The organism is Roseivirga sp. (genome assembly GCF_965216855.1).
Taxonomy (GTDB): Bacteria; Bacteroidota; Bacteroidia; order Cytophagales; family Cyclobacteriaceae; genus Roseivirga.
Window position 1 is genome coordinate 3,785,528 of the sequence record NZ_OZ244204.1, and the last position, 24,270, is coordinate 3,809,797.

At 43.2% G+C, this 24,270-nt stretch carries 21 protein-coding genes; 5 read left to right on the forward strand and 16 right to left on the reverse strand.

Annotation, left to right across the window (positions count from 1 at the left end; genetic code table 11):
* Positions 1–37 precede the first annotated feature (37 nt).
* Together ACOOEY_RS16700 and ACOOEY_RS16705 are read left to right on the forward strand one after the other, a co-directional pair.
* Positions 38–1,003, forward strand: a complete 966-nt coding sequence (locus ACOOEY_RS16700; protein ID WP_420385862.1) for a rhodanese-related sulfurtransferase — start codon at positions 38–40, stop codon at positions 1,001–1,003.
* Positions 1,004–1,876: a nucleoside phosphorylase gene (locus ACOOEY_RS16705; protein ID WP_420385863.1), complete on the forward strand. Its 873-nt coding sequence runs from the start codon at positions 1,004–1,006 to the stop codon at positions 1,874–1,876. It abuts the gene before it with no gap.
* On the opposite strand, the gene ACOOEY_RS16710 is transcribed toward ACOOEY_RS16705, so the two are convergent.
* Positions 1,863–2,444, reverse strand: coding sequence for a hypothetical protein (locus ACOOEY_RS16710; RefSeq protein ID WP_420385864.1), 582 nt, complete (start codon positions 2,442–2,444; stop codon positions 1,863–1,865). The two genes, ACOOEY_RS16705 and ACOOEY_RS16710, sit on opposite strands and share 14 nt — an antisense overlap.
* A gap of 439 nt (positions 2,445–2,883) precedes the next feature.
* Here ACOOEY_RS16710 and ACOOEY_RS16715 point away from each other — a divergent pair, with 439 nt between their 5' ends.
* Positions 2,884–4,254, forward strand: coding sequence for a M28 family peptidase (locus ACOOEY_RS16715; RefSeq protein WP_420385865.1), 1,371 nt, complete (start codon positions 2,884–2,886; stop codon positions 4,252–4,254).
* A 58-nt stretch (positions 4,255–4,312) separates the two neighbouring features.
* On the opposite strand, the gene ACOOEY_RS16720 is transcribed toward ACOOEY_RS16715, so the two are convergent.
* The 10 genes from ACOOEY_RS16720 to ACOOEY_RS16765 all read right to left on the reverse strand — a co-directional run bounded on the left by ACOOEY_RS16720 (position 4,313) and on the right by ACOOEY_RS16765 (position 15,189).
* Positions 4,313–5,176 carry an SDR family oxidoreductase gene (locus ACOOEY_RS16720; protein ID WP_420385866.1) on the reverse strand — a complete coding sequence of 288 codons (864 nt, stop codon included), beginning with the start codon at positions 5,174–5,176 and terminating at the stop codon, positions 4,313–4,315.
* 112 nt (positions 5,177–5,288) lie between these two features.
* Entirely contained in the window at positions 5,289–6,503 is a 1,215-nt protein-coding gene (locus ACOOEY_RS16725) for an MFS transporter (protein ID WP_420385867.1), read from the reverse strand.
* Entirely contained in the window at positions 6,503–8,284 is a 1,782-nt protein-coding gene (locus ACOOEY_RS16730) for a tetratricopeptide repeat protein (protein WP_420385868.1), read from the reverse strand. The genes ACOOEY_RS16725 and ACOOEY_RS16730 overlap by 1 nt, the downstream gene beginning before the upstream one ends.
* Before the next feature lie 190 nt (positions 8,285–8,474).
* Positions 8,475–9,785 carry a hypothetical protein gene (locus ACOOEY_RS16735; protein ID WP_420385869.1) on the reverse strand — a complete coding sequence of 437 codons (1,311 nt, stop codon included), beginning with the start codon at positions 9,783–9,785 and terminating at the stop codon, positions 8,475–8,477.
* A complete protein-coding gene (locus ACOOEY_RS16740; protein ID WP_420385870.1) occupies positions 9,782–10,327 on the reverse strand; it encodes an RNA polymerase sigma factor in 546 nt (181 codons plus the stop codon). The genes ACOOEY_RS16735 and ACOOEY_RS16740 overlap by 4 nt, the downstream gene beginning before the upstream one ends.
* 168 nt (positions 10,328–10,495) lie before the next feature.
* A complete protein-coding gene (locus tag ACOOEY_RS16745) occupies positions 10,496–11,203 on the reverse strand; it encodes a hypothetical protein (protein WP_420385871.1) in 708 nt (235 codons plus the stop codon).
* A gap of 89 nt (positions 11,204–11,292) precedes the next feature.
* Positions 11,293–12,333, reverse strand: a complete 1,041-nt coding sequence (locus ACOOEY_RS16750; protein ID WP_420385872.1) for an MBL fold metallo-hydrolase — start codon at positions 12,331–12,333, stop codon at positions 11,293–11,295.
* 18 nt (positions 12,334–12,351) lie between these two features.
* A complete protein-coding gene (locus ACOOEY_RS16755; protein ID WP_420385873.1) occupies positions 12,352–13,731 on the reverse strand; it encodes an aldehyde dehydrogenase in 1,380 nt (459 codons plus the stop codon).
* 67 nt (positions 13,732–13,798) lie between these two features.
* Complete coding sequence (locus ACOOEY_RS16760) at positions 13,799–14,617, reverse strand: oxidoreductase (protein WP_420385874.1); 819 nt, start codon at positions 14,615–14,617, stop codon at positions 13,799–13,801.
* A gap of 44 nt (positions 14,618–14,661) precedes the next feature.
* Positions 14,662–15,189, reverse strand: a complete 528-nt coding sequence (locus ACOOEY_RS16765; RefSeq protein WP_420385875.1) for a TetR/AcrR family transcriptional regulator — start codon at positions 15,187–15,189, stop codon at positions 14,662–14,664.
* A gap of 184 nt (positions 15,190–15,373) precedes the next feature.
* Here ACOOEY_RS16765 and ACOOEY_RS16770 point away from each other — a divergent pair, with 184 nt between their 5' ends.
* Both ACOOEY_RS16770 and ACOOEY_RS16775 read left to right on the forward strand, forming a co-directional pair.
* Complete coding sequence (locus ACOOEY_RS16770; protein WP_420385876.1) at positions 15,374–15,718, forward strand: PadR family transcriptional regulator; 345 nt, start codon at positions 15,374–15,376, stop codon at positions 15,716–15,718.
* Complete coding sequence (locus tag ACOOEY_RS16775; RefSeq protein WP_420385877.1) at positions 15,715–18,312, forward strand: ABC transporter permease; 2,598 nt, start codon at positions 15,715–15,717, stop codon at positions 18,310–18,312. The genes ACOOEY_RS16770 and ACOOEY_RS16775 overlap by 4 nt, the downstream gene beginning before the upstream one ends.
* A gap of 168 nt (positions 18,313–18,480) precedes the next feature.
* Here the strand turns inward: ACOOEY_RS16775 and ACOOEY_RS16780 are convergent, their stop codons facing one another.
* From ACOOEY_RS16780 to ACOOEY_RS16800, 5 genes are all read right to left on the reverse strand, one after another.
* Positions 18,481–19,986, reverse strand: coding sequence for a beta-1,3-glucanase family protein (locus tag ACOOEY_RS16780; protein ID WP_420385878.1), 1,506 nt, complete (start codon positions 19,984–19,986; stop codon positions 18,481–18,483).
* 125 nt (positions 19,987–20,111) lie between these two features.
* On the reverse strand, positions 20,112–20,999 hold the full coding sequence (locus ACOOEY_RS16785) for a DNA-3-methyladenine glycosylase family protein (protein ID WP_420385879.1): 888 nt from the start codon (positions 20,997–20,999) through the stop codon (positions 20,112–20,114).
* Between the two features lie 67 nt (positions 21,000–21,066).
* Complete coding sequence (locus tag ACOOEY_RS16790) at positions 21,067–22,680, reverse strand: ABC-F family ATP-binding cassette domain-containing protein (protein WP_420385880.1); 1,614 nt, start codon at positions 22,678–22,680, stop codon at positions 21,067–21,069.
* Between the two features lie 71 nt (positions 22,681–22,751).
* Positions 22,752–23,618: a retropepsin-like aspartic protease gene (locus tag ACOOEY_RS16795; RefSeq protein WP_420385881.1), complete on the reverse strand. Its 867-nt coding sequence runs from the start codon at positions 23,616–23,618 to the stop codon at positions 22,752–22,754.
* 66 nt (positions 23,619–23,684) lie between these two features.
* Positions 23,685–24,263, reverse strand: coding sequence for an aspartyl/asparaginyl beta-hydroxylase domain-containing protein (locus ACOOEY_RS16800; RefSeq protein WP_420385882.1), 579 nt, complete (start codon positions 24,261–24,263; stop codon positions 23,685–23,687).
* Positions 24,264–24,270: the final 7 nt, after the last annotated feature.

Genomic DNA, 24,270 nt, shown 5'->3' on the forward strand with positions numbered 1-24,270 from the left:
AACATAAAATCACCCTACAAGCAATAGGGCAGAACATATGGAAAAGAAGTATTCAATTTTATTGTATTACTGCTATGCGAAAGTCGAGGACTTTGAAGCATACAGAGAAGAACATCACCTCTTTTGTATTGAGAATAACCTGAGAGGTAGAATTATCATTTCACCTGAGGGACTGAATGGTACGGTTTCCGGTCTGAAAGAAGACTGTGAGAAGTACATGGAATATGTGAAGTCCGATTCCAGATTTGCTGACACTGAGTTCAAAGTAGAGCCACACGATCAGATGGCATTCGCCAAGCTTCATGTGCGGGTAAAGCCTGAAATTGTACACTCAAGCCTGAGGCATATCAACCCAAGAGAGAAAACCGGTGGTTATGTTGAACCAGAAGACTTTAGAAAGATATTGGAAGAGCAGCCGGAAGATACGGTAATCCTCGATGTCAGAAGCAACTACGAGCATAATGTGGGCCGCTTTAAAAATGCGCTGACCTTAGATATAGATAACTTCAGAGACTTTCCTGAAAAGGTAAAAGAGTTAGATCACCTGAAAGGCAAAAAGGTAGTCACCTACTGTACTGGTGGAATCAAATGTGAAAAGGCCAGTGCTTATTTGTTGGAGCAAGGCTTCGAAAATGTCTATCAGCTTCATGGCGGAATTATCAAGTATGGTATTGAAGCTGAAGGAAAGGACTTCGAAGGAAAATGCTACGTTTTCGACAACAGGATAACGGCTGATGTGAACAAAGTAAACCCAACCATAGTCTCTCGTTGCCATATTACAGGTGAACCAACCGACAGAATGGTGAACTGTGCCAACCCGGAATGTAATGCTCACATCCCTATGTCTGAAGAGGCTGGTTGGCTGATGGACGGCTGTTGCTCTGAAGAATGCAGAAATAATCCTGCACGAAGACCCTACGATGGTACTGGTTACTATCAGAAGAACACCAATCACTACAACCCAATCAAGGGAGTGAAACGAGAGCCAGCAAAGATTGACTAAATGGCTCAAAGAAGAATTCCGGAATCGGAACTGATCATTAACCCCAATGGTAGAATCTACCATCTCAACTTAAGCCCTGAGATGGTAGCTGATACAGTTATTGTAGTGGGTGACCCCGACAGGGTGCCAAAGATTAGCTGCCATTTTGATAAAATATTTCATCAGGTGAGTAACCGTGAGTTGGTTACTCATACCGGTGAACTGGGTGGTAAGCACATATCTGTGATTAGCTCAGGTATGGGCACCGATAATGTGGAGTTACTGATGACCGAGCTGGATGCTTTGGTCAATGTCGATTTTGAAAGCAGAACAGTCAGAAGAAAGCACAGACGGCTGAAGGTTATTCGTATTGGTACATCCGGGTGCATGCAGGCCGATATCCCATTAGATAGTTTGCTGGTTTCCAGAGCCGCTTTAGGTCTGGATACCTTAATGAGTTTCTACGAACGTCATACCAGAGAAGAACTATCGGTAGTAGAAAATAAAATTCAACGACTGCTCAAACTACCATTCAAGCCATATTTCGCTCAGGGTTCTGATCGACTCTTTGATTTATTCGGGGAGGAGTTGCATCATGGAGTTACAGTGACAGCTCCCGGCTTTTATGCTCCTCAAGGGCGTGAAATCAGACTAAAACCAGCTATAGGTGATTTTCTAAGTACTTTGGCTGATACTAAAACCAGCTTTGGAAGATTCACCAACTTTGAAATGGAGACAGCAGGGTATTATGCCATGGGTGAATTACTGGGCCATGAGATGATCAGTTTAAATGCATTGATTGCCAACAGAGCTAATCAGACATTTTCCAAAGACCACGAGCAAACAGTTGAGCAATTGATCCGGTTGGTGCTGGACAGAATTACTTATGTTTAGCCTTTAGGTTCCCCTGAATCAGTAGGTTGAATTCGATACATGTCAATACACCATTGGTAGAGTAGGGGCAGGTTTTATAAAGTGTCTCTCCAAATCGATCCTTCTTTGTAATCACATCATCCCCTTTACACACAGGACAGGTGATCAGTTCGTCTTCACTACACTTGATTGTATTGAGGTAAAAAAACTTGGCGTTGACATCGGCAGTATTGGTAATGCCTCTGTTATTCCGAAAGGCTTCTTCGGCCTTCTCCAAAAGATCTAGGGTTTCTCTGGAGAACTGTCCCCGGCTACCTTTCAGTTCCAGGTATTTATTCAACCAGTCTATACTCTGGGAAAACTTGTTCATATAGAAAGAGTTTTTACCAAAGTAGAAACAGAAGTCAGCTGAGAGTACATCGATTTTATCCAGAGCCGTCATAAAGTATTCATCTGCTTTTGGGTATTGGCCTAAATCGAGATAATAAACTGCTGAATCTATATACCTTCTCGGGTCTTGCTGCTGCTGAGCTTTAGCTGCAGAGACAACAGAAACAAAGAGGATCAGGAGAATGAGAACTTTCTTCATAGTTGAAAATCAGCTTCAAAAATAGCAAACTCTTGAAACTAAAAAGCCTCGGAATATCCGAGGCCGGCTAACTTAACAGTATTTAACTAGTTTGATGGAAATTATTTACTGCTTCCTTTTTTCTTCGGTAGAGCAATCTTCTTTCCAGCAATACTGTAAATACCAAGACCTGTGGCAACAACTGCAGCTGTAAGTAATATAGTTTTCGTTTTCATATTCTTTTCTTATCCCCTTGTCTTAAGACAATGATTATACCAAAAATGTTACGTAGTCGGGAAATATTCTTTTGTCTAAGAAAAGTCTCAATATCAATACAGATAACAAACGCAAAACCCCTATGTCGTGGATGTCTTTTTTTAATATTTTTTCCATTGGTCATTTATCCGTTTTTGAGTCTTTTATTCTTTGTTAATTTCAGGCAAGTGATAATCAACTGAATATGAAAAAACTACTTACCATAACCCTATTGAGCCTGGTATGCTTAAGTGAAGGTAATTTGTTTGCACAAGCCCCTCCGGCTATAGACCCACGCATGTATGAAATTGTCAGGAATGTTTCTGCCGAAAGAATTGAAGCTGACATTCGTACGCTTGCCGGCTTTGGGACAAGGAATACTTTTTCTGATACGGTTTCCGATACCAGAGGAATAGGTGCAGCCAGACGATGGATTAAAGCCGAGTTTGACAAAATCTCTGAGGAGTGTGGCGGATGCCTGGAGGTATTCTATCAGAAAGACCTGGTGACTACCGAAATGGGTGGAAGAGTCCCTCACGATGCCTATATCGTTAACGTGGTAGCCGTACTCAGAGGAACTGACAATCCCAACAACTATGTGATGATGTCTGGAGACATCGACTCCCGAGCGTCCAATACAATGGACTTTGAGACCGATGCACCCGGAGCCAATGATAATGCTTCCGGAATGGCGGGAACAATAGAAGCTGCTCGTGTGCTGTCCAAGTACAATTTTAAGAACAGTGTAGCCTTTGTTGGTCTTTCAGGTGAGGAGCAGGGGCTTTTTGGTGGAGCCGGTCTGGCTAAATATGCTCAGGAGAACGGATGGAATATCATTGGTATCCTCAATAACGATATGATCGGAAATATCGAAGGTGTTGATGGTGTTATAGATAATCGATCGTTCAGGATTTTTTCAGAACCAACCCCTGCCAATGAAACAGACCGGGAAAGAGCCTCCAGAAGATTTACGGGTGGCGAGGTGGATGGAAACTCCCGTCAACTGGCACGATATATCCACAAGCAGGTACAAACCTATATGCCAGAAATGAATCCAATGATGATCTATCGTTTGGATAGATTTGGAAGAGGAGGACACCATAGACCTTTCAATGACCTTGGTTTTGCCGGAGTAAGAATTATGGAAGCCCATGAGAATTATAACCGTCAGCATCAGAATATCCGAGAAGAAAATGGTATTAAGTATGGCGATGTTGTCGAGGGAGTGAATTTTGAATATGCAGCTAAACTGACGGCTGTGAATGCTATTTCCCTGGCGGGATTAGGCTGGGCACCACCTGCACCTGATGAGGTTCGTATTGGCGGGGCAGTAAGACCTTCAACCACCTTGCAATGGTCTCCTTCCAACGATCCGGGAGTAGCAGGCTATAAGATTTACTGGAGATTGACAACTTCTCCAACCTGGGACAACTTTGTATATGTTACAGACACCAATGAGTATACATTGGAAGGTATCGTCATTGATAACTACTATTTCGGTGTAGCTGCGGTAGGAATTGATGGCAATGAATCAACAGTTGTTTTCCCTTACCAGCAAATAAGAAGAGGCAGATAGAAACTCTTAAATTTTTTAAAAGCCTCAATCCATATGATGTAGTTGGATTGAGGCTTTTTTATTGGATTCTGTCAGATTCCTCCCTAAAGAAATCCTTGAGCCTCATTACGCCATATCTCGGGGCTATGTTGTCCTGAGACATCATGCTAAGAAAAAACTCGTATGGTCCATAGGTCTTAACGGTGAAGAAGCTTCTGAGAAACCGAATGAGTGCCTTTCTTGTCCAGTCAGGCCAATGGGTTATTTTAACCGGTTTATCCAAGGCTGTAAAAGCCAGTTTAGCCAACTCATTCTGTGTGAGTATTTCAGGGCCTCCAACCTCGATTGCTGTTTCCGGTGTGTTAAGTTGATCAATAATCACCTGGGCCAGGTCTGCTCCGTGAATTGGGTTAAAGAGAAATTCTCCATTACCAAAAAGATGGACACGTCCTTTGCTGGCCATATTCAGGAAGTCCTTCATGTCTGAGAAAAAACCATTGGGTCTGATAATGCAGTAATTTATCCCCGAAGTCTTCAACTCATCGACAAATGCTTCCTTCGCGGCAATGATTTTCAAGTGCCTCATGTTTTCTCCATTTAATACTGAGACATACATGAATTTGGATGCCTCTGCTTCTTTGGCCTCTTGGAGTAAATTGAGGTTTGCCTGATAATCAACCTCATGGTAGGTTAATCCATCTTCCTGACGTGTAATACCTATTGTGGAAATAACAATATCACTCTTGCCAATGATGTTTTTGAGTGTTGCAGGTTGGGTTACCTCGGCCTCAATGATCTGATCGTCAAGGAGCGAGAAGCCTTTCAATTTTGCTTTACTTCTGGCAATGGCTATAAAGGGAATGCGGTGGAGTTGCAGTTCTTTGATCAGGTGTTTTCCCAGGTATCCTGTCGATCCCGCTAGTATGACTCGGTTTTGCTTCATCTCTGTTATTCATTCTTTTGATCAAATGTCAGATAATGGCAGAGGAAGATCGTCCGGGTTTTTAAGGGTGAATGTCCATTATGAGAATTAGGACTTCTCTGAAATAAGCCAACTACCGGTTGACTTGCAGGTGAATTCTGTACATCAGAAATGAAGTGATTCCATAGAGTACGACCATCAATATGCCTAAGTAAAAGTATCCCTCGATTCGCTCGAGATCAATGGCCACAATGGAGCCTACCACTGCAGCAGAGATTCCGGCAGCCAATTGTTGGATAGAAGTATCCATAGCCATAAAGGAACCTCTTTCATGAACCTTTGGAAGACTCATACCCAGAGAGGTTGAGGAGACCATTCGGGCATTGATACCAATGAAAATCAGTACATGTATAGCAATGATGCCTCCAAAGGAGAGGCTTTCAATATTGGAATAAACAAGAAAGCAGGTAGCAGTCAGGAGGGATCCGGCCAGGAATACCTTGTATTTGCCGAAATGATCAGCAAGCCTCCCGATAATCGGCCCAAAGACCAGCGTGACTCCACCGGTGACAAGGTAAACGAGAGGTACCTGTTCTATATCAAGGCCAAGATTAGTGGACATATAAAGAGAATCAAACGTCAATAGCATGATATCACCAACCACAATAAGAGAGTTATTGCCAAATACACTCCAGTATTTTGGGTTTTTGACAATTGAAAGCGATTCGGAGAACCTTCTCTTCGAGGTGTTTTCGCTTAAATGCTTTTTCAGAGGCTCCATTTGCCGGATGATCAGAACGGCCACAACAATGCCCAGACCAGCGATAAAGAAGTAGGCACTGTTCCAGCTCAGGTCATTGGCAATTTTCAGTGCAAGAGGAAGTCCGCCAATCTGCCCTGCCGCATAAGACATTTGAATAAACCCCATTACTCTGCCTCTATGCTTTAGATCGAACAGATCGGTAATAATGGTCAGGCAAATGGCACCGACAACGCCACCAAAAAGACCAGTAAATATTCTTGAGGCCAGCAGTATGTTGTAATCAGGTGAAAGACCACAGGCCAGAATTCCGACCAGGAAGCCGATGTAGAAGAATAACAGATAAGACTTTCGATCAAACCGGTCAATTAAGGCAATGGAAATCAGACTGGAGATAGCTGCACTCACGCCATAGGCACCCACCAGAATTCCAAACTGAGAAGTGTCTAAGTGCAGCTCAGGAACAATAATGGCGCTAAGTGCTGAAATCAACATATAGTCCACCACAATGGTGAATAGAAGCACTACCAGGCAAACGATCATCAAGATCTGATACCTGTTGAGTTTGGTGTTGTTTTGTTCGGCCATTAGCTATTGATCTTAATCCAGGCTTTTGGTGTATGGCCCGTTTTCTTTTTGAAGTAGTCGTTAAACACAGATTTAGAGGTGAATCCACTCTCATAGGCCAGCCCAAGAATGGAGAGGTGGGCATAGTTTTTATCAAGTGCCTTTTCCTTGAATATTTCCAGTCTTAGCTCATTGATATATTCATTGAAGTTTCTACCCAGCTTTTCATTGAGTATCCACGATAATTTGTTCGGGTGAACCTCCAGTAACTCGGCCAGCGTTCTGAGTGTCATATTGTGGTCTACAACCTGATCTTCGTCAGACATGGTTGTATTCAGCCTTTGCAGGAGTGAGTCAATTTCGCCATCAGTCATATTGAACTGACTGGCAGGGACTAGTTGAGCCGTTGCCTGATGCGATTTGTGACTTTTCTGCTGGCCAAAATTCATGGCATTGAGTATTTCCTCAAAGCCGGGTTCACTGCGCAGATTGTCCCAGATCCAATAGTGCTTTAGGGTAACCATCATAACCGATCGCTTATGCAAGCCCTGCTGCAGAAGGGGAATAGCTTTCTCAGGCATTTGGAGCAGGCTATAGAGTTGTGCAGGGTCACAAGGGTCGATATACTCAGTCGCCTCTATATCATGGATCACGCTGTCGGTCTCACCATTCAGAATGCGGATTGTCAGGCGATCGATTTGAGCCAGACCTTCACCTTGGGTAATCTCTAATGCCCGATCTACATATTGAAATGCCCGATCGAATTTCCCCAGATAACCATAGTTGACACCAATCCACCTAAAGGCTTCGCTAAAATTCTCATCAATTTCCAGGCATCGTTCAAAGGCCTGGATGGCTTCTTTATGCTTCGCTGCAAAGTAATAGCAGATACCCAACTGCCAATAACTCAATACATGCATCGGGTCTTTCTTTACACTTTCCTGGGCTATTTTGATGGCTTCCTCATAGTCTTTCTGGATGAAAATGTAGTAGTAAGAGATAAACTCATTATCAGAAGAGAGACCATTTTCTATAGCCTTATTGTAGGCCGAAATAGCCATGTCCCAGTCCCAGTCATAGAATAGGGATGAATAAGCTTTGAGTTTATGAGCCTTGGCATCGTTAGGGTCGATGGACAAGGCTTTATTGGCACATTCTTTTACCTGTTCATACCCGTCATCGACAGGCATGAGGTTGAAGCCTGTATAATGTAAATAGGTTTCTCCCATGTAGGCATAGGCTTCTGCATAGTCAGGGTCTAATGCTACCACCTGCTTAAACAGGTCCAGCGCCAGTTGAATATCATTGAAATCCTTTCTTCGCAGATGATAAACTGCTTTCAGAAAAAGCTCATAGGCTTCAATATTCTGGGTGCTGTTGTCGACCAGGTGGTCCTGGATATCCAGGTGACCAAAGTTTTCCCTGATTTTATCCGCGATCAGCAGGCTGATTTCATCTTGCAGATCAAAGATATCGGTGAGCCTTCGGTCGAAGGTTTCATTCCACATCAGGAAGCCATTGTCGGTTCTGATCAGTTGGGTACTGATCCGCACCCTGTCACCCGATTTTCGAATACTGCCTTCAATGACGGCTGATACACCTAACTGATTCCCAATAATTCGTACATCTTCCTTTTTGTTTTTGAAAGCAAAGGCCGAAGTTCTGGCCGATACTTTGAGTCCTTCAATTCTGCATAATGCATTAGTGATTTCCTCAGTCATACCGTCAGAGAAATATTCATTCTCCGGGTCTGAACTCATGTTTTCAAAAGGAAGTACGGCTATAGATTTTAACTGTGACACTGGAAGAGAAGGGTTGTGAGAGTCACTTCAGATCAGGCATTTAAGATGTCGTGGTTGAAGAGGTGTTATGCTTTAATTAATCAAAATGAAAAATAGCGACAATTGACATGAAAGTGAAGTTCAAAGTATAATAATTGCTATTCTCCCTGGAAGTAAGGTATGTGTGTGTTTACCTGAACTGCTGGATTGACTAATTCTTCCTGAAGAAGTGTCGCTCTACTTCGTTCAAATTGTCTGATGCCAGAATCTGAAACATCTTGCCTTCACTAGCCCAGACATTGATGAAGTTCCTTTTCGGAGCCATCTTGTCCACTATAACAATTCCGTTTTGATTCATCAGCAATAACCTGTCATCTTTGAGTCGTACTTCATGTTTTTCAAGCAGTTGAATCAATCGCTGTTTATTTTGAGTATTTAGCCTTCTCTGTTTGAGTCGAATATCATTAGACTCAAAAGTGATAGAGTATTCGAAATTCCTTTTCGTATCCATGTTCAGAGAATCAAACAAATCAATTAAAGACTGATGCAGTAAGCGAAGCTTTTCACGGCTAATAACTGAGTCTGTCGGAGCGTTAAATGAACTTTTAGGCGGAGTGCCATCATAATCAATAAATGTGGCCTCTTTATACTTTTCATCAACTGGTTCTATGTCGGTAATGTACATCCTGGCTGGTTTTCCATTCAACTTTCCTGGTACAGACCTGGAACGAACTTTCATTAACCTTCCTAATACCGTGCCCCTGAATTGTCCATCCTTAAAGTCACCCGCCATCAGGTATTTCTTATCGGAGTATATATGTCTGTTTTCAGCCGGGTCAATACCATATTCAAAAAGCAGGTTTCTATAACGGTTGAAAAGATGACCTCTGAGACTATCATTATTGATGACGAGATAGTTGGGATGATAATGAACTTTCATCATATCACTTTTGCCAATCTTCATCCCATCCTGTTCAATCATTTCTTCCAGTACCTTTTTGAATTGACGGGCCCGTTCAGTATTAAGCACTACATCTCTAGCTTCATAGCTGTCTTCAGTCTGGAAACGCCTTTTCTTGCCTGAACTATTAATATGCGGGGTAGCATCTATATCAGGCAAAGCCTGGTTTTGTTGCGGAACAGGTGAATTGAATTCATTGAAAGAAGGTTGGATTTTGTCAAGTTGATCAAGGGACAATGACTCAGGTTGAGGTACCTTGAGTTCACTCATTGGGCGATCGCCCGGTACTACAGGGTCAGGCTCTTCCGTGATCCTGTATGATTGCACGATGACCGTTTTCTCAGGTAACGGGGGAGTTGCAGGGCCTAAAAGAAGTATTGCACTGGTGATTATTAATGTTACACTTATCATAATAATGGAGTTTAAATTCAGCCTTTTGTACCATGGTTTTCTGATGTGATCAGGGAAGCCATGAATCCATCCTGAAATCTGCTCGAAGGAAAGTTCGGTCGGAGAGAAGCGTAATGCTTCAAGCAGTTGTTGGAGGCTTTGATTGCTCATAAGCTGATACTTTTGAGTGTTCCCCAAACTTCCGATAACTGCTGCGTTGACTTATCTTCCAAAAGAACGGCTAGCCGGGCACGTCCGCGACTGATGCGAGTCTTGGTAGCTCCTTCGGTGCTTTGTTGAATGTCAGCAATTTCTCTGATGCTGAACCCGCTGATCTCAAAGAGTATCACTGCATCTTTTTGCCTGACAGGTAGCTTCTTAAGCATTTTGTAGAGTAGCTCAATGTCAAGAATGGTTTCTGGTGAAACTCCCTGGTCTACCAGTCGCTGATGATGCAAGTCTGCAAGTTCAATCAAGTCTCTCCGCTTTCTCCATATGCTGATGGAGCGGTTTCTGGCAGCTCTGATCAGGTAATGGATCAGCTGCCCCTTTTTCTCGATCTTTTCGAAATTCTCATAGGCTGAAAGCAAAACATCCTGGACCAGATCCTGAACATCCATCTGACCATAGGCCAGTGTTGAGCAGTACCTTAGAAACCTGTCGTGACAGGCTTCATAGGCTTTAAGGAATGTTTGTTGTTTGCTATCGTGCACCTTCGAAAATAAGAGATTCCTGCACCGATAGTCGCGTGAAGAGGATAAAGGTTACACGATAAGTCAAAATAATAGGGAATAAAAAAGCTATCTCATTAAAGCCTCTTCAGATTCGGAATCAATGACTTTAGTGAGATAGCTCGGTGTATGGAGCAAAAGTTTTTAGGTCTATTGACCTTTCTTGTTGTCGAAATCTACTTTGCCGTAGTCATCGACCGTAGTAATCAGTACCACGCCATTGGCGCCTCTGAAACCAATTGGTGCTCCATCTTTCATTACGTTGACTGACTTAATTTCCATAGGGGTTAGTATGGAAATATCCTGCCAGATAACACCATCGACCAGGTAAAGTGCAGTATTATTTTCATTACTGAAGTATTGAATATCGCGTATTACCACTCTTTTGGCGCCCATTTCTTCATAGACTTTTACTCCTGGGAATTTTCCCTTGATCAGAGCAAAAATGTCGGGATAGGTGTGGTAGTCATTATTGTATTCCAGAAAGTTCGAGGTGGCATACATCAAAGATTCTTCAGATAAATGTCCTGAAAGAATAGCGACTTCAGAATTTCTCTCACCGTCCAAAAGGATCATCTTGACGTTTAATCGCTGACCTGCGACTACTTTTTCTACTTCTTTTCTAAAACCATCGGCTTGAAAAACAAGCTTGTCTTTTGCATCACATTTAATGGTGAAGTTGCCCAGTTCATCGGTTACAGCGGTTTCACCTGATTTTTTGGCTTTAATTTTTAGGTTGGCAATGGGTGTGTCTTTAAAGGCAAATACTTTGCCGCTTACGAGTTCTGTTTGTCCGTGCGCTGCCACGGAAATGAGGAACATTAGCCCCGCACAAACAATGAGTTTTAACTTTTGCATAGCTCAATTTATTAAAATTGATTGTAAGAGTAAAGTTACCTGTTGAATCTCAAGGGGTTGAAGGTGGTTTTTCTGACAAACTGTTTGGCTTATGTCATTTTCGACCACCACATCGGTTGAATTTCTTCCTGCCAGTTGATCATTTGTCCTGGAAGTGGGGTAGAGAAGTTGATTTGCTTTTGCTGTGCTGCTTTGACAAACTTTTCGATGGGCTCTTTCCAGCTATGTTGCGCCAGCGAAAAGCCAGCCCAATGTACAGCCATGACTTTCGAAACACCGGCATCTATAGCGGCCTGAATGGCTTCTTCAGGATACATATGAATCTGATGCCAGTTCTCATTGTACTGTCCGCATTCCATTAAACCGAAGTTAAAGGGACCTAGTTTTTCTCCAATCTCCTTAAAGTGCTTACCGTAACCTCCGTCACCACTAAAGTAGATGCGTTCTTCACCGTTGATGAAAGCCCAACCTCCCCAGAGAGACTTTGCCCTGTCTTTTAGCCCTCTGCCAGAGAAGTGTCGGGTGGGTGTGAAGGTGATTTCAATGCCTTCAAAATTGGCCTTGTCCCACCAATCGAACTCCTTTACAAGCTGATGGTCAATGCCCCAGCTTTCCAGATGTCGGGCGCAGCCCAGTGCTACGTAGTAATTCTTAACCTTGGGTTTGAACTTCTCAATACTAGCCAAATCCAGATGATCATAATGATCATGAGTCAAAAGCATCAAATCAATCTCCGGGAATTGGTCGATCAGATCAAGCGTGTTTTCTGAAAATCTTTTACTCTTGAAGGGAGCAATGGGAGCAGCATCAGGTCCTAACATCGGATCAATCAGCAGGGTTTTCCCATTCAGCCTCATCAATACCACCGAGTGGCCGTACCAGATCAGTTGAGTCTTGTTTTCTGATCTCAGAAAAGCCTCCTTGTCGAATGGAGTGATTGGGATGGGGGCTTTGGGTTCACGACCTCTGGTTTCAAAGAATTGCTTGTATAGCAACTTGGGTAAAGACTGCCAGTTGATATTCATGGTGGTTTCTTCGGCATTCATAAACTTGCCATTACGCCACTGAGGAGATTTTTTATAGCGACTAATCAGGCGGTCAGTCAGTTTTCCTCCAAACTGTTTTTTCATCGATATTAGATTTTGTGTTCAGGTGAGCAGTTTCCTGACTATGTTAAAGTATTTGAAAGGTGGGTAGCGAAAAGGCATGTCGATCCAGGTGGGAGATTTCATAATCGACCTGGCATTGGAAAACGCTTCGAAGCTGTAGCGACCGTGGTATCTGCCCGTCCCGCTATTTCCAACACCTCCGAATGGCAATGCATGGTTCGAAATGTGGATTAGCGTATCATTAATACAAACTCCACCCGATGTGTTTTGCTCCAATAGTTCCCGGCCTTTCCCCGTCTCACCAAAGTAATAGTAAGCGAGGGGTTTTTCTTTAGAGTTAATCAGATCAATGGCCTCATCGATATTCTTGAAAGTTATGATGGGAAGTATTGGGCCGAAGATTTCATCCTGCATAATGGGAGAATCGGGAGAAACGTCTTCCATCAAAGTGGGGCTGATGTACTGATCATCTCTGTCTGTTTTTCCGCCATAAATAATCTTTCCCTGGCTAAGATATTCGCTTACCCGGTCGAAAGCGGCCGTGGTCACCATACGGGGAAGGAATTCACTTTGCTGACCATCTTCTCCAAAGAACTCCTTCCAGTAGGTAATAATACCCGAGACCAGGTTATCTTTCAGGTCTTCGTGTACCAGCAGGTAATCGGGTGCAATGCAAGTCTGTCCCAGGTTCACCATTTTTCCCCAGGCAATTCGCTTGGCTGCCAGATCAACTTTTGCACTTTGATCGACTATGCAGGGACTTTTGCCGCCTAGCTCCAGTACAACAGGAGTTAAGGTTTCCGCTGCTGCTTTCATCACTATTTTTCCCAGGCGAGGGCTACCCGTGAAAAAGATCAGATCGAATCGATGAGCCAGAAGTGCCTGATTGGTTTGCTTTCCCCCATGAAATAGGGTGACATGATCTTGTTCAAAGACCTGCCGTACAATTGAGTCCATCACCTGGTTGGTGTGTATGCAAAACTCCGATGGTTTAAGGACCGCACAATTCCCGGCAGAGATAGCCCCAATCAATGGATTCATCAACAGTTGAAAAGGGTAGTTCCAGGGAGCAACGATCAGTACCACTCCCATAGGCTCATGTTTCAGGTAACTGCTTGATGGCAAAAGATAAAGAGGCGTCCTGGCTCGCTTGGGTCTGGCCCATTTCTTTAAATGGCTCACGTGGTTATCTATTTCCTTAATCACCAGGCCCGTCTCTGTTATTAGGGCTTCCTGAGCAGATTTGCGGAGGTCTTTGAAAAGGGCTTCAGCAATTTGGGCCTCATGCTGAAGAATGACAGTTTTCAACTTTTTCAGGAGTCTGATTCTCTCTTCTACAGGTCTTGATATGCCCTTTTGGAAACCGGCCCTTAGCGATTCCAGCTTCTCATCCATCCTTGGGTCAACAACTTCTGACATGGTCATTTATAATCTTAAGATGCTTAGGAATATATGAAAATTAGTAGCCTTCAAGGTCATGCTGAGCTTATTTTACCTGACTCATAATGATTTTATCGAAGAAGCGGTCGCTGAAGTACTTTCTAATGAATAGCATAGGCTTGGCGAATTTTCCAGCTACATATCGTGTCTTCGGTTGGTCACTCTTAATGGCTTTGGACACCATGTTGGTAATTACGGAAACATCAGACCCACCACCTTTGGCATACATTTCTTCTGTGGTCTTTGCAATGGAATGGGCCAGTGGCGCATAGGGGCCTTCTCCCGATCTTTTAAGCATGGGTTCTGTCAGTACATCGCCAAACTCTGTATTGATAGCACCCGGTTCTATAATCACCACATCAATGCCGAAGGATTTTACTTCCAGCCTTAAACAGTCTGACCAGCCTTCCAGCGCGTGTTTTGTGGCATGATACCAGGCTCCGAGGGGAGTATACATTTTACCACCCATCGAAGAGATGTTGATGATCTTACCAGACTTCTGTACTCGCATCTGCGGTAATACCATTTGAGTTATTTTGGCCAATCCGAAGATGTTAACTTCGAACTGATATCTGGCATCTTCAATGGTGGTATCTTCAATAGAACCGTACATACCGAAGCCGGCATTGTTAATGAGCACATCAATACGTTGCTCCTGAGCAATAATTTGCTGCACTACAGATTCCACCTGATCATGGTTGGTGATGTCTAAGGCCATGGTATAACCACCAGCTTCTTCAATGGCTTTCATGTTGTCTACTCTTCTGGCGAGACCATAAACGGTATGTCCTTCCTTTAGAAGGTGAAGGGCGAAGTCTTTACCCATGCCGGAACTCGCTCCGGTAATGATGATTATTTGTTTCATATTAATTAGTTAGTGAGTACTTACTCATTTTAAATATAAATTTTTTACAAATGGTACTTCTGTTTCATGTATTCAATTTGGGGTGTAATGTTGTAATTACTTTGAAGGTAGAAGCGGGTAGCGAGACCATCCATCCAAAGCAGAAAGGCCTGAGCTTCGTCCTGTGGCTGGTTATAATTCATGGCTTCAAAGGCTCTGATGAGTGCTTGTTGGAGAGCTTCCATCTTATGTTCGCCATATTCTTCCATTTCCCATTTTACCTTGTATTGTAATTTCCAGAAGTTGATAGCTTCCTGATTACCAACCATATCCTCTCCAATTTGTAAGGTTTTTCGGATTACTTCTTTCGGTTCCTGGGCAAGCACTGCTTCTGCAAACAGTGATCTGGCTCTTTCTTCTCCAAGTTTCATAATGGCTTCCAATAGTCCTTCTTTGTTTTGATAATGACGAAAAATCAGGCCTTCTGAAACACCAGCTTTCTTAGCGATCTTGCTGGTAGAAGTAGACCTGAAGCCGTCCCTGGCAAATAGTTCAAGGGCAGCATTTAAAATGTTTTCCTGCTTTTCAGTCATTTTAGTGAGTGATCACTTACTAAAGATAAAAGTGAACGAGAAAGTTCAGCGTTTCTGAATTTTTTTGTCAAACCGACTTTCATATGATCCATGAGTCAACGATAAACCAGCCTTAATTCTTATGAATATTTGTTCTACAAAGATAGAGGTAATATATTTGTTCTATGTTTGTAGATATTAATTGATGAAAGGAAAGGGTAATTACATAGGAGAACTGGAAGAGCTGGTGCTTCTATTGGTCGGTATACTCCGTGATGATGCGTATGCAGTTTCGGTACTGAAGGAAATGAAAGACCAGACAGGTCGGGAACTGAATATTAGTGCCATTCATGCGGTATTAAATCGATTGGAGGAAAAAGGATGGCTGACTTCCGATATGGGCGGTGCTACCGATGAAAGGGGAGGCAGACGCAAGCGTTTTTATCAATTGACTGCATCAGGTAAATCCATGCTGGACGAGGTCAAGCTCCAGCGCGATCAGTTGTACAACCAGTTACCAGTAGGTTTTACCTATTCCTTTAATTCATGACTAAAGATTCCAAAAACAGACCGCCTCGTTGGGCTGACAGGTTTCTTGAGCTGTTCTGTAACCCTGTGTTGCTGGAGCAGATTCAGGGAGATGTTCATGAGCTCTTCTATTGGCGGTTAGACGAAAAGGGGTATGGCAGGGCCAGCAGGTCATTTATCTGGGATGTCATTCGCCTGTTTCGTTGGTCAAACATCAGACGAACAAAAAAACAAGGTCAAAAACTAAATCAAATCGCAATGTTCAAAAACTATTTCAAGATAGGTTTAAGAAACCTATGGAAACAACGCATGCCTTCAACCATCAATGTCATCGGTCTTTCATTGGCAGTAGGTTGCTGTATAGTCGCTTTTAAGTGGATAGAGTATTCGTATGTAAAAGATAATTTTCACTCTCAGAAGGAAGATATTTTTCTGGTCACTCACTGGGAAGAACAGGAATCCAATCGGAATCAGTATGGTGCTACAGATAACCAGTTGAGCCGGGAAATACTCGAGTCGGTTCCGGGGATAAAAGCCTCAACACGATATAATGCCCGTCAGTTAGAGTTTAAAAGGTCAGGGAAAACGATCCATGATTATACCTTTTTTGTGGATGAGCACTATCTGGACATTTTCGATTTCGAACCGGTTGCGGGTAATCCAAATCTGTTTAATGATCCCGGAACCGTTGTGCTCAGTGAGAGCGCTGCTCTGCAATTTTTTGGAGAGGGCGAGGTGATTGGTGAAATGCTTGAAGTAAAAATTGGCGAGGAATGGAAGTCTTTTCAAGTCGGAGCCATCTTGAAAAATAAGCCTAATAACTCCAGTTTACAGATCAATATTTTAATGAACTATGCCGTCCTTGAGCAAGACCTCAGGAAGAGTAGAGAGACCTGGAATACCAACTTTTTTATCCTCAGAGATGAGGGTATTAATGAGTCGACACTGAAAGCCTCGATGAATGATTTACTGCCTCTGTACAATAAAGATAAAGAGGAGGGAGCTTACAGCAATTTTGATCTGGAACCCTTGGCAACCATGGCTCTACATTCCAACGAGATGGAAAATGGTGTTGGTTCTGCACCCAATCCAGCGCCCAATTTGTTGCTGGCATCCATCGCTACATTTATGTTGATTCTGGCCACTTTCAATTATATCAATATTTCCCTGGCGATGATCATGAAACGCCTGAAGGAGATTGGTATTAGAAAGGTGATTGGTAGCAGAAGAAAGCAAATCGTATTACAGTTTCTCGTAGAGAACTTTCTGCTTTGTGCCCTGGCCATTCTTATTGGCTTACTATGGGCGGGTTCACTGTTTTTACCCGGATTCAATCATATTTCCGGCTCCAGCTTTGGTCTGGAACTGGCCAGTCATACCAGCTTTTGGTTGTTCCTTCTGGGCCTTCTATTGTTCATTACGTTGGTTTCGGGGATTTACCCTGCCGTTGTAGCTTCCTCTTATAAACCCGTAGCCATACTGAAGAAGGAAGCCAAGGGTGGAGGTAAACGATGGTTGAGCTCCATCTTTATGACATTCCAAATGATTCTGGCCATGATTACTATAGTGGGCTCCGTCATGGCCATTTATACGAACAAAGTCAATGAGGCCAGAGATTGGGGATATGATCAATACAACAAATTGATCATTGCTGCCCCTTCAGAAGAATACGTTCAGCCCTTCAGAGATGCCATTGCAGCCAATCCTAATGTGAAAGATTTTGCCGGAACCAGATCGAGAGTTGGCGGACAACTTAACGGATACCCTTTCCAAAAGGATGACGAAACTGTCTATGCCGAATTGTTTGAAGTGGGAGCAAACTATCCTGAATTGCTCGGTCTGGAGTTAGTTGCAGGCCGCTTCTTTGATGAAAGCCTGTCGAGCGACCTGAACAAGAGTATAGTGGTGAATGAAACCTTTATGGAGAGCTTTAATATGGCCTTCGATGAAGACGGGATCAGTATTATGCAGGATTCTCTTCGCTATAACATTATTGGTGTAGTGAAGGATTATCATTACTGGGACTTTGGTCAAAAGATCAGAAGTGCGGCTATGGTGGCTATTCCAGAATCGGATCAATCAGCATTTCTTTTGGAAATGAATCCGGGGAACATTGTTGCACAACGCGATGAGATAAAAGAGATCATTGGGAAGATTGCCCCTGAATACCAGGTTGGAGTGAGTATTCAGTCTCAGTTATTCGATAACTACTTTGACGAAATGGATGGAATCAGAAATATCCTGCTCTTTACTTCAACTCTCGCCATTATTCTTGCCGCAATGGGACTCTATGGCCTTGTGAGTATCAACATTTCTTCTCAGATCAAAGATTTTGGTATCCGAAAGGTTTTAGGAGCTTCGGGCTTACAGTTGTCCATGTCGGTTTATAAAAGATTCCGGTATATTCTGGGAATCGCCATTCTGGTTGGTGGTGCACTTTCTGTTCTGGTCGTAGGTATGCTTATACAGAACTTATACAGTTATTCTCCTGAAATCGGAATATTCCCAATGAGCGTTTCTGCTTTCATTCTTTTGGGCGTTGCTTTTATTACGCTTAATCTTCAGGTTCGAAGGGTGAGAAGAATGAACCCGGCTGAAACACTGAGAACAGAATAAACAAAGGGGGCTGTTTCTCAAGTCAATGAATTTCGGGGTTTTGAATAAGATTCAGAACCCCGTTTTATTCAGTTACTTTGGAAAATCGATATTGGTTGGCTGGCTGGCAAACCAGTTCAGGCCAAAGTACTACTCTCAAAACAGCCGCACCTTTATTGTGCCTGTTTATTAATCAGGCTTGGCTGGTGAGTCTGTATCGCCATTCCAGGCCAGGTCAGCACCCCAAACAAATACTTTGTCCGAATTGAGGGTAGCAGTGCCTGTCAGGCAGTTTGTACCGTTAGTCGATTCTACGATCTGGCCATTCTTAATCCAGATGTACTTATCTTTTCCGGCTCCGGTAAATTCCATTTTAGTCCAGTCTGGTAAATCAGGAAGAAAGCCCCCATAAGCGCCATCAGTGGCTATATATCTCCAGTTGTTGATTTTGATAACACCCAAACCAGCACTACCAGAGCCAATTCCCAGGCTGTATGTGCCACTTTGTGGTTCATTGCTGGTGTTGTCAGACGGTGCCTGATAACCTGCGGCTACCGTGTCATCAATAGCATCTACAGTAATGGTACTTCCTACCTCTGCCGTAATCAATACCTTAAGATTGGAATCGGCATAAGGGAAACCATAAGAGTTAGAGTTTTCATGAATCACTTGTGCATACTGGCTACCATAGCCTGATGCAAAAGGAATCATTCCTGGGAACTGAGTATTGTCATTAACGGCATTTACACCGCCAGAGAAGTAACCCTCATTCAGTCCAATCATAATCTCTCTGAATGTAGAGTTGCTGATGGTCTGATCAGCAGCATGGCTGTTCGGATCATTTACTGAAGTTCTGTTTTGTGGATATTTCTTTAAGCCGCTTGCTCCACTATTCGAATAATAGAGGTGGCCTCCATCGCATTGGTAAATGATTTGAGTGGTCAGGTCGGCCTCTTTGATTTTTAGCAGGTGGTTTCCGTCTTCACTGGCCAGGCTTATGATAAAGCCATCGGCATCTTTTGCATGAAAGCTTCCTGTAAAGCGTACAGGAGAACCATTTTTAGGTGTATCGGAAAGAATGGTAAGCGGAACATTTACTGCATGTCCTTTTGAATCCTTCTGTCCTATTAATGAAGTAATGTAGTTATCATAAGGTCTGTAACTGCCCGGCATATGGTTAGGACCTAAAACCTTTGTTTGTCCAGAGCCGCATTTGATTAAAGCGGCTGAGTTGCCATTGGCATTATCAGTGAGTACGGCCTCCAGCTGTTTTAGAATACCGGTACCTTTTGTGCCTTTAGGTTCAATCATCGGGGTTTCATATCCGCAAGAGAAGCTGTTGCCAGAAGAGTCAGTACCGGCAATCGTCAATGGTAAACCAACAATGTCTACGTTCGAGAGGTTGATCCAGACCACACTGTCACTTGATGTTCTGGTAAATTCGATCCATCCGAAATAAGTACTTCCATTGGGTGTAGGTGGATTGTCAAAATCTCCATAGCCTACATATAACCTTCCACTCTTGATATACTCGAATGAGAAAGTCAGGCTTTGGCCCAATGCGGTTCTTTGCCCTACAGTTAAGCCGGTCACATTGGAATGCGAGTCGGCTGTGAGCAGTACGTTGAGTTGCTCACTGTTGCCCGTAGTGGCTGCAGTTCTTTTGTTGTTGATGGTGATGGTAGTTGAGCTCATGTTTGGTTTGTTTGATTAAAGATCAAATCTCCCTGAAAACAGCTTATTAAAACACCGTAATAATACTTGAATTCCTTAGGTAGATTTGACGGTTTGCAATGTATGATTGGGTTAATCTTGAGTGCTTAAGAAAGACTCTTCCATAAATAAAAGACTAAATAGGCTTCCCAGCCGGGGAAGTCCTGGAAAAATTGCTCAATGGCGCTAATGTCTTTTCGGTCCCGTATAATTTCCAGGTTAAAGAGTGCCTGACTAAGTCCTGTATCTCCGTAAGGGATTGCTTCAGGTTGGTTCAGCGCCTTCATTAAGGTGTAATTGGCCGACCAGATACCGATACCTTTAACACTGGTCAGAAGAGCTTGCTTCTCTTCGAAGCTTTCCAGTGACCTTAACTTTTCATAGCTAATGTTACCAGATGCGAAGGCGTCTGCGATGTTTTTCAGGTACTTTAGTTTACTTCTGGAAAATTGTTGTTGACTATGAAGGTAATGCTCATCGAGATCGAGTATGGCCTCTGGACTAGGGAACAGGTGTAAGTCCATGCCTTGCCATGATGCTTTTTCACCGTATTGTTCAATCAATCTACGCTTCAATTTATGGGCAAAGCTGAGATTGATTTGCTGGCCGATTATGCTCCAGCAGATCGCTTCGAATACATCGGGAATGCCGACAATTCTAAGCCCTTTGAACTGATCAGCCAAATGGGTCAACCTATCATCGCCATTCAGCAAATCATAAAAGGGCGTAAGGTCCTTGTCCAGATCGAACCAGCGGGAGATATAAGACTTTAATTCAGATACCTCATTTTCATTCAGTGACTTCTCCGAGTTAACGACCAACTGCTCTCCATCGAAATAAATCTCTATGGCTACAGGTACATCGTTAACTGTCAGTAACCGATAAATCCGATCATTTTTAACCTGATATAGAATTTCATCAGGACTTCGATAAAGAGAGCTAAGACAGTGCTGATAGCTGAAAGGCTTTTTACAACTTAAATGAAAGGTGTTCATTGACCATGATTCTAATTGAAATCAAGGTAGCTATTTAAGCTTAAAGCTTCCAGACTATCGGGTGCGACTAATAAATCTTCTCTCTTTGTGCCATCCACTCTTCATTGGCGATGTAGTCATCGTAAGAACTGAGCTTGTCCAGGTATCCTTTCGGACCAATTTCAACGATACGGTTAGCAACGGTATGCGTGAATTCGTGGTCATGCGAGGTGAACAGCACTGTTCCCGGGAAGTCCTTCAGCGCATTGTTAAAGGCCTGAATAGATTCCAGATCGAGGTGGTTGGTAGGCTCATCGATGATGAGCAGGTTACCTTGAGCCAGCATCATGCGAGAGATCATACATCTAACTTTTTCACCTCCGGAAAGTACATTGGCTTTCTTGAACACTTCCTCACCTGAGAAGAGCATTTTACCCAGAAAGCCTCTGATGAATACTTCGTCTTTTTCGCCTTCAGAGAACTGCCTTAGCCAGTCGATCAGGTTTTCGTTGGTGTTGAAGTACTTAGAGTTGTCGTTCGGCAGGTAGGCTGTAGTGATGGTCTGGCCAAATTTGAATTCGCCCGAATCAGCTTTTTCTTCACCCATTAGAATTTTGAAGAAGCTGGTAGTGGCTACACTGTCTTTGCTCAAAACTGCGATCTTATCACCACGGTTGACGAATAAGTCCAGACCGCCAAAAAGTGTTTTCTCGTCATTAGATTTAGACAAGGCTTTGATCTCCAATATCTGATCTCCGGCAGGGCGATTTTGCTGAAATATAATAGCCGGATATCTTCTGGTAGAAGGCTGAATATCTTCTACATTAATCTTATCTAATAATTTTCTTCTACTGGTGGCTTGCTTGGATTTAGAAGCGTTGGCAGAGAAACGGGCAATGAATTCCTGCAGCTCCTTTTTCTTTTCTTCGGCCTTCTTGTTGGCTGCTGAACGCTGGGAAAGAGCCAGTTGGCTCGACTGGTACCAGAAGCTGTAGTTACCGGTAAATAAGCGAACCTGACCAAAGTCAATATCAACAATATTGGTACAAATAGTATCAAGGAAGTGACGGTCGTGAGAAACAACAATCACCGTGTTTTTAAACTCAAGCAAGAAGTCTTCCAGCCAGCTGATGGTATTCAGGTCAAGGTCGTTGGTAGGTTCATCGAGAATGAGAACATCCGGATTACCAAAGAGGGCCTGGGCTAATAATACCCTTACTTTCTGGCTACCATTCAGGTCTTTCATCAGGCTATAGTGCAGGTCTTCTGTAATACCAAGCCCACTTAAAAGTGCTGCGGCATCAGATTCTGCATTCCAGCCATCCATTTCGGCAAACTGAGCTTCAAGTTCTGAGGCCTTAATACCATCTTCTTCTGAAAAGTCCGGCTTCATGTAGATGGCATCTTTTTCCTTCATAATGCCCCAAAGCACGGTATGCCCCATCATGACAGTGTCGAGTACCGAAGTTTCATCGAACTCAAAGTGGTTCTGTTTCAATACGGCCATTCGCTTACCAGGCTCCATGGTTACGGTTCCTGAGTTAGCATCAACTTCACCCGAAAGAATTTTCAGGAAAGTGGATTTACCTGCTCCGTTGGCACCAATAACTCCATAGCAGTTGTTGCCACTGAACTTGATATTTACTTCATCGAATAGAACCCTTTTTCCAAAGGCGAGCGATACATTTTGTACTGCAATCATAAGGCTTGTATTTCAGGCCGCAAAGGTAGCTGAAATAAGGGAGGGCAGGAAGTAAAGCCGTAAATGTTTAATTAATGAATAATCAGCCGTTTACGAGGGATGTCGATGGTGATGGCCTTGTCTTTAAAGATCTCAGAGCCAATGAGGGCTTCGAAGATCAGGTTTTCTCTGAAAGTGGCTGTTTTGTCCAATAACCGGATGTTGTTGGCTTCTCCAAGACTTACACCTACAGGGGCAAAATAGTCAGTAGTCTGCTGAGCCGAAATAGGTGTCTTATAAGGACCGCTTTCCATTTGGGATTTACTGAGTTTAAGCTTTTCAATGTAATGTGGATTGAGAATTAAAGGCTGAAACCCGCTTCCGGTGTCAAACTCTGCATGCATTTCAATTTCACCATTGATGATGACAGGAATGAAGATATCCAGAATGATGTCTCTTTCTGTTTTCAGTTGTAGAGGAATAACAGAGTGCGAGTTAGAGAGACTTTCGGTCTCTTTTTCTGAAGGAAGCGATAACTTTTGTGTTTTAAAGTTGATGGTAACAGGATGGTCTTCAAAGAACTTCAAAGAGATCAGGCCATCGATGCCATAATTATCTAAGGGAGGATAAATGGCTGCTTTAACCCTTTCCTGTCTGGTTTCTCCAATGCTCAGCGAGGGAATCTCATATACCAGTCCATCCAGTCTGTCTCCATCGTGCCTGAAACCGGTCATCAGGCCAACTTCTTTGGTGCTTTCAGCGATTCGGTCAAAAGCCTTTTGTGAAAGAATATCTATACCCGCTCCAGTGTCTAGCATAAAATTAAAAGGAATGGAGTCGTTCAGGTTCACCTGAACAAAGATGTAACCCTGAGGAGTGATAGAAATGGGATACTCCTGACTTTTTGCATTGATGCTAAAGCAGATTAATAGGAGGAGGCTTAGGAAAATACGCTTCATCTGTGTTTTGTTTGAGTTTCATCAAACAGACGAGAGTAGTCCCGAATCGTAACACAGAAGAAGTAATTAGCCCATAATCAGTGATCTGACCCAGTCATTTGGGATCATATCAATGGTCAGGTTAATACGATCGACCGAGCTATTGTTGACCACACTATGCGGATCGGTAAGACGCATGTACCAGCATTCTCCCGGTTTCATAGGTACCTGCTCTCCATTCAGGTAGAATTCTACCCCTTCTTCATTCAGGATAGGTATGGTGAGCCTAACCACGGATTTAGGTATTTCAATACCCAGGGTTGGGTCACAGTGTTCTTTCACAACATTCCCCGCTGCCAGCCTTAGAATTCTTACCAGTGTTACCTTCGTGTGCTTTTTGAAAGTGTCGATCACTTCTGTGAGATAAGGAGAATGAATCAGGTCATCCGTGTCCTTCCAGTCAGTCCATGAGCCATCGGCATAGTCGTCTGTAGGAGGAGGCACAGGCAAGCTTGGGTCAACCATATGGGCCGGAGAGCGAAGGGGAATTACGTTGTAGTAGATGAAGTTATTCATATTCATCTGCCTGACTTCAGCCAGCATTTTTTCTACATCGAATTGAAGGGGAAGTTGAATGCGATCTTCTACAGTAGGAGTTTGTTCCATGGTTCAG

What these genes read in the sequence shown, in the direction of transcription:
- ACOOEY_RS16700 (WP_420385862.1), top strand. Translation starts at nt 38, where the DNA reads ATGGAAAAGAAGTATTCAATTTTATTGTATTACTGCTATGCGAAAGTC.
- ACOOEY_RS16705 (WP_420385863.1), top strand. Translation starts at nt 1,004, where the DNA reads ATGGCTCAAAGAAGAATTCCGGAATCGGAACTGATCATTAACCCCAAT.
- ACOOEY_RS16710 (WP_420385864.1), bottom strand. Translation starts at nt 2,444, where the DNA reads ATGAAGAAAGTTCTCATTCTCCTGATCCTCTTTGTTTCTGTTGTCTCT.
- ACOOEY_RS16715 (WP_420385865.1), top strand. Translation starts at nt 2,884, where the DNA reads ATGAAAAAACTACTTACCATAACCCTATTGAGCCTGGTATGCTTAAGT.
- ACOOEY_RS16720 (WP_420385866.1), bottom strand. Translation starts at nt 5,176, where the DNA reads ATGAAGCAAAACCGAGTCATACTAGCGGGATCGACAGGATACCTGGGA.
- ACOOEY_RS16725 (WP_420385867.1), bottom strand. Translation starts at nt 6,503, where the DNA reads ATGGCCGAACAAAACAACACCAAACTCAACAGGTATCAGATCTTGATG.
- ACOOEY_RS16735 (WP_420385869.1), bottom strand. Translation starts at nt 9,785, where the DNA reads ATGAGCAATCAAAGCCTCCAACAACTGCTTGAAGCATTACGCTTCTCT.
- ACOOEY_RS16745 (WP_420385871.1), bottom strand. Translation starts at nt 11,203, where the DNA reads ATGCAAAAGTTAAAACTCATTGTTTGTGCGGGGCTAATGTTCCTCATT.
- ACOOEY_RS16750 (WP_420385872.1), bottom strand. Translation starts at nt 12,333, where the DNA reads ATGAAAAAACAGTTTGGAGGAAAACTGACTGACCGCCTGATTAGTCGC.
- ACOOEY_RS16755 (WP_420385873.1), bottom strand. Translation starts at nt 13,731, where the DNA reads ATGTCAGAAGTTGTTGACCCAAGGATGGATGAGAAGCTGGAATCGCTA.
- ACOOEY_RS16760 (WP_420385874.1), bottom strand. Translation starts at nt 14,617, where the DNA reads ATGAAACAAATAATCATCATTACCGGAGCGAGTTCCGGCATGGGTAAA.
- ACOOEY_RS16765 (WP_420385875.1), bottom strand. Translation starts at nt 15,189, where the DNA reads ATGACTGAAAAGCAGGAAAACATTTTAAATGCTGCCCTTGAACTATTT.
- ACOOEY_RS16770 (WP_420385876.1), top strand. Translation starts at nt 15,374, where the DNA reads ATGAAAGGAAAGGGTAATTACATAGGAGAACTGGAAGAGCTGGTGCTT.
- ACOOEY_RS16775 (WP_420385877.1), top strand. Translation starts at nt 15,715, where the DNA reads ATGACTAAAGATTCCAAAAACAGACCGCCTCGTTGGGCTGACAGGTTT.
- ACOOEY_RS16780 (WP_420385878.1), bottom strand. Translation starts at nt 19,986, where the DNA reads ATGAGCTCAACTACCATCACCATCAACAACAAAAGAACTGCAGCCACT.
- ACOOEY_RS16785 (WP_420385879.1), bottom strand. Translation starts at nt 20,999, where the DNA reads ATGAACACCTTTCATTTAAGTTGTAAAAAGCCTTTCAGCTATCAGCAC.
- ACOOEY_RS16790 (WP_420385880.1), bottom strand. Translation starts at nt 22,680, where the DNA reads ATGATTGCAGTACAAAATGTATCGCTCGCCTTTGGAAAAAGGGTTCTA.
- ACOOEY_RS16795 (WP_420385881.1), bottom strand. Translation starts at nt 23,618, where the DNA reads ATGAAGCGTATTTTCCTAAGCCTCCTCCTATTAATCTGCTTTAGCATC.
- ACOOEY_RS16800 (WP_420385882.1), bottom strand. Translation starts at nt 24,263, where the DNA reads ATGGAACAAACTCCTACTGTAGAAGATCGCATTCAACTTCCCCTTCAA.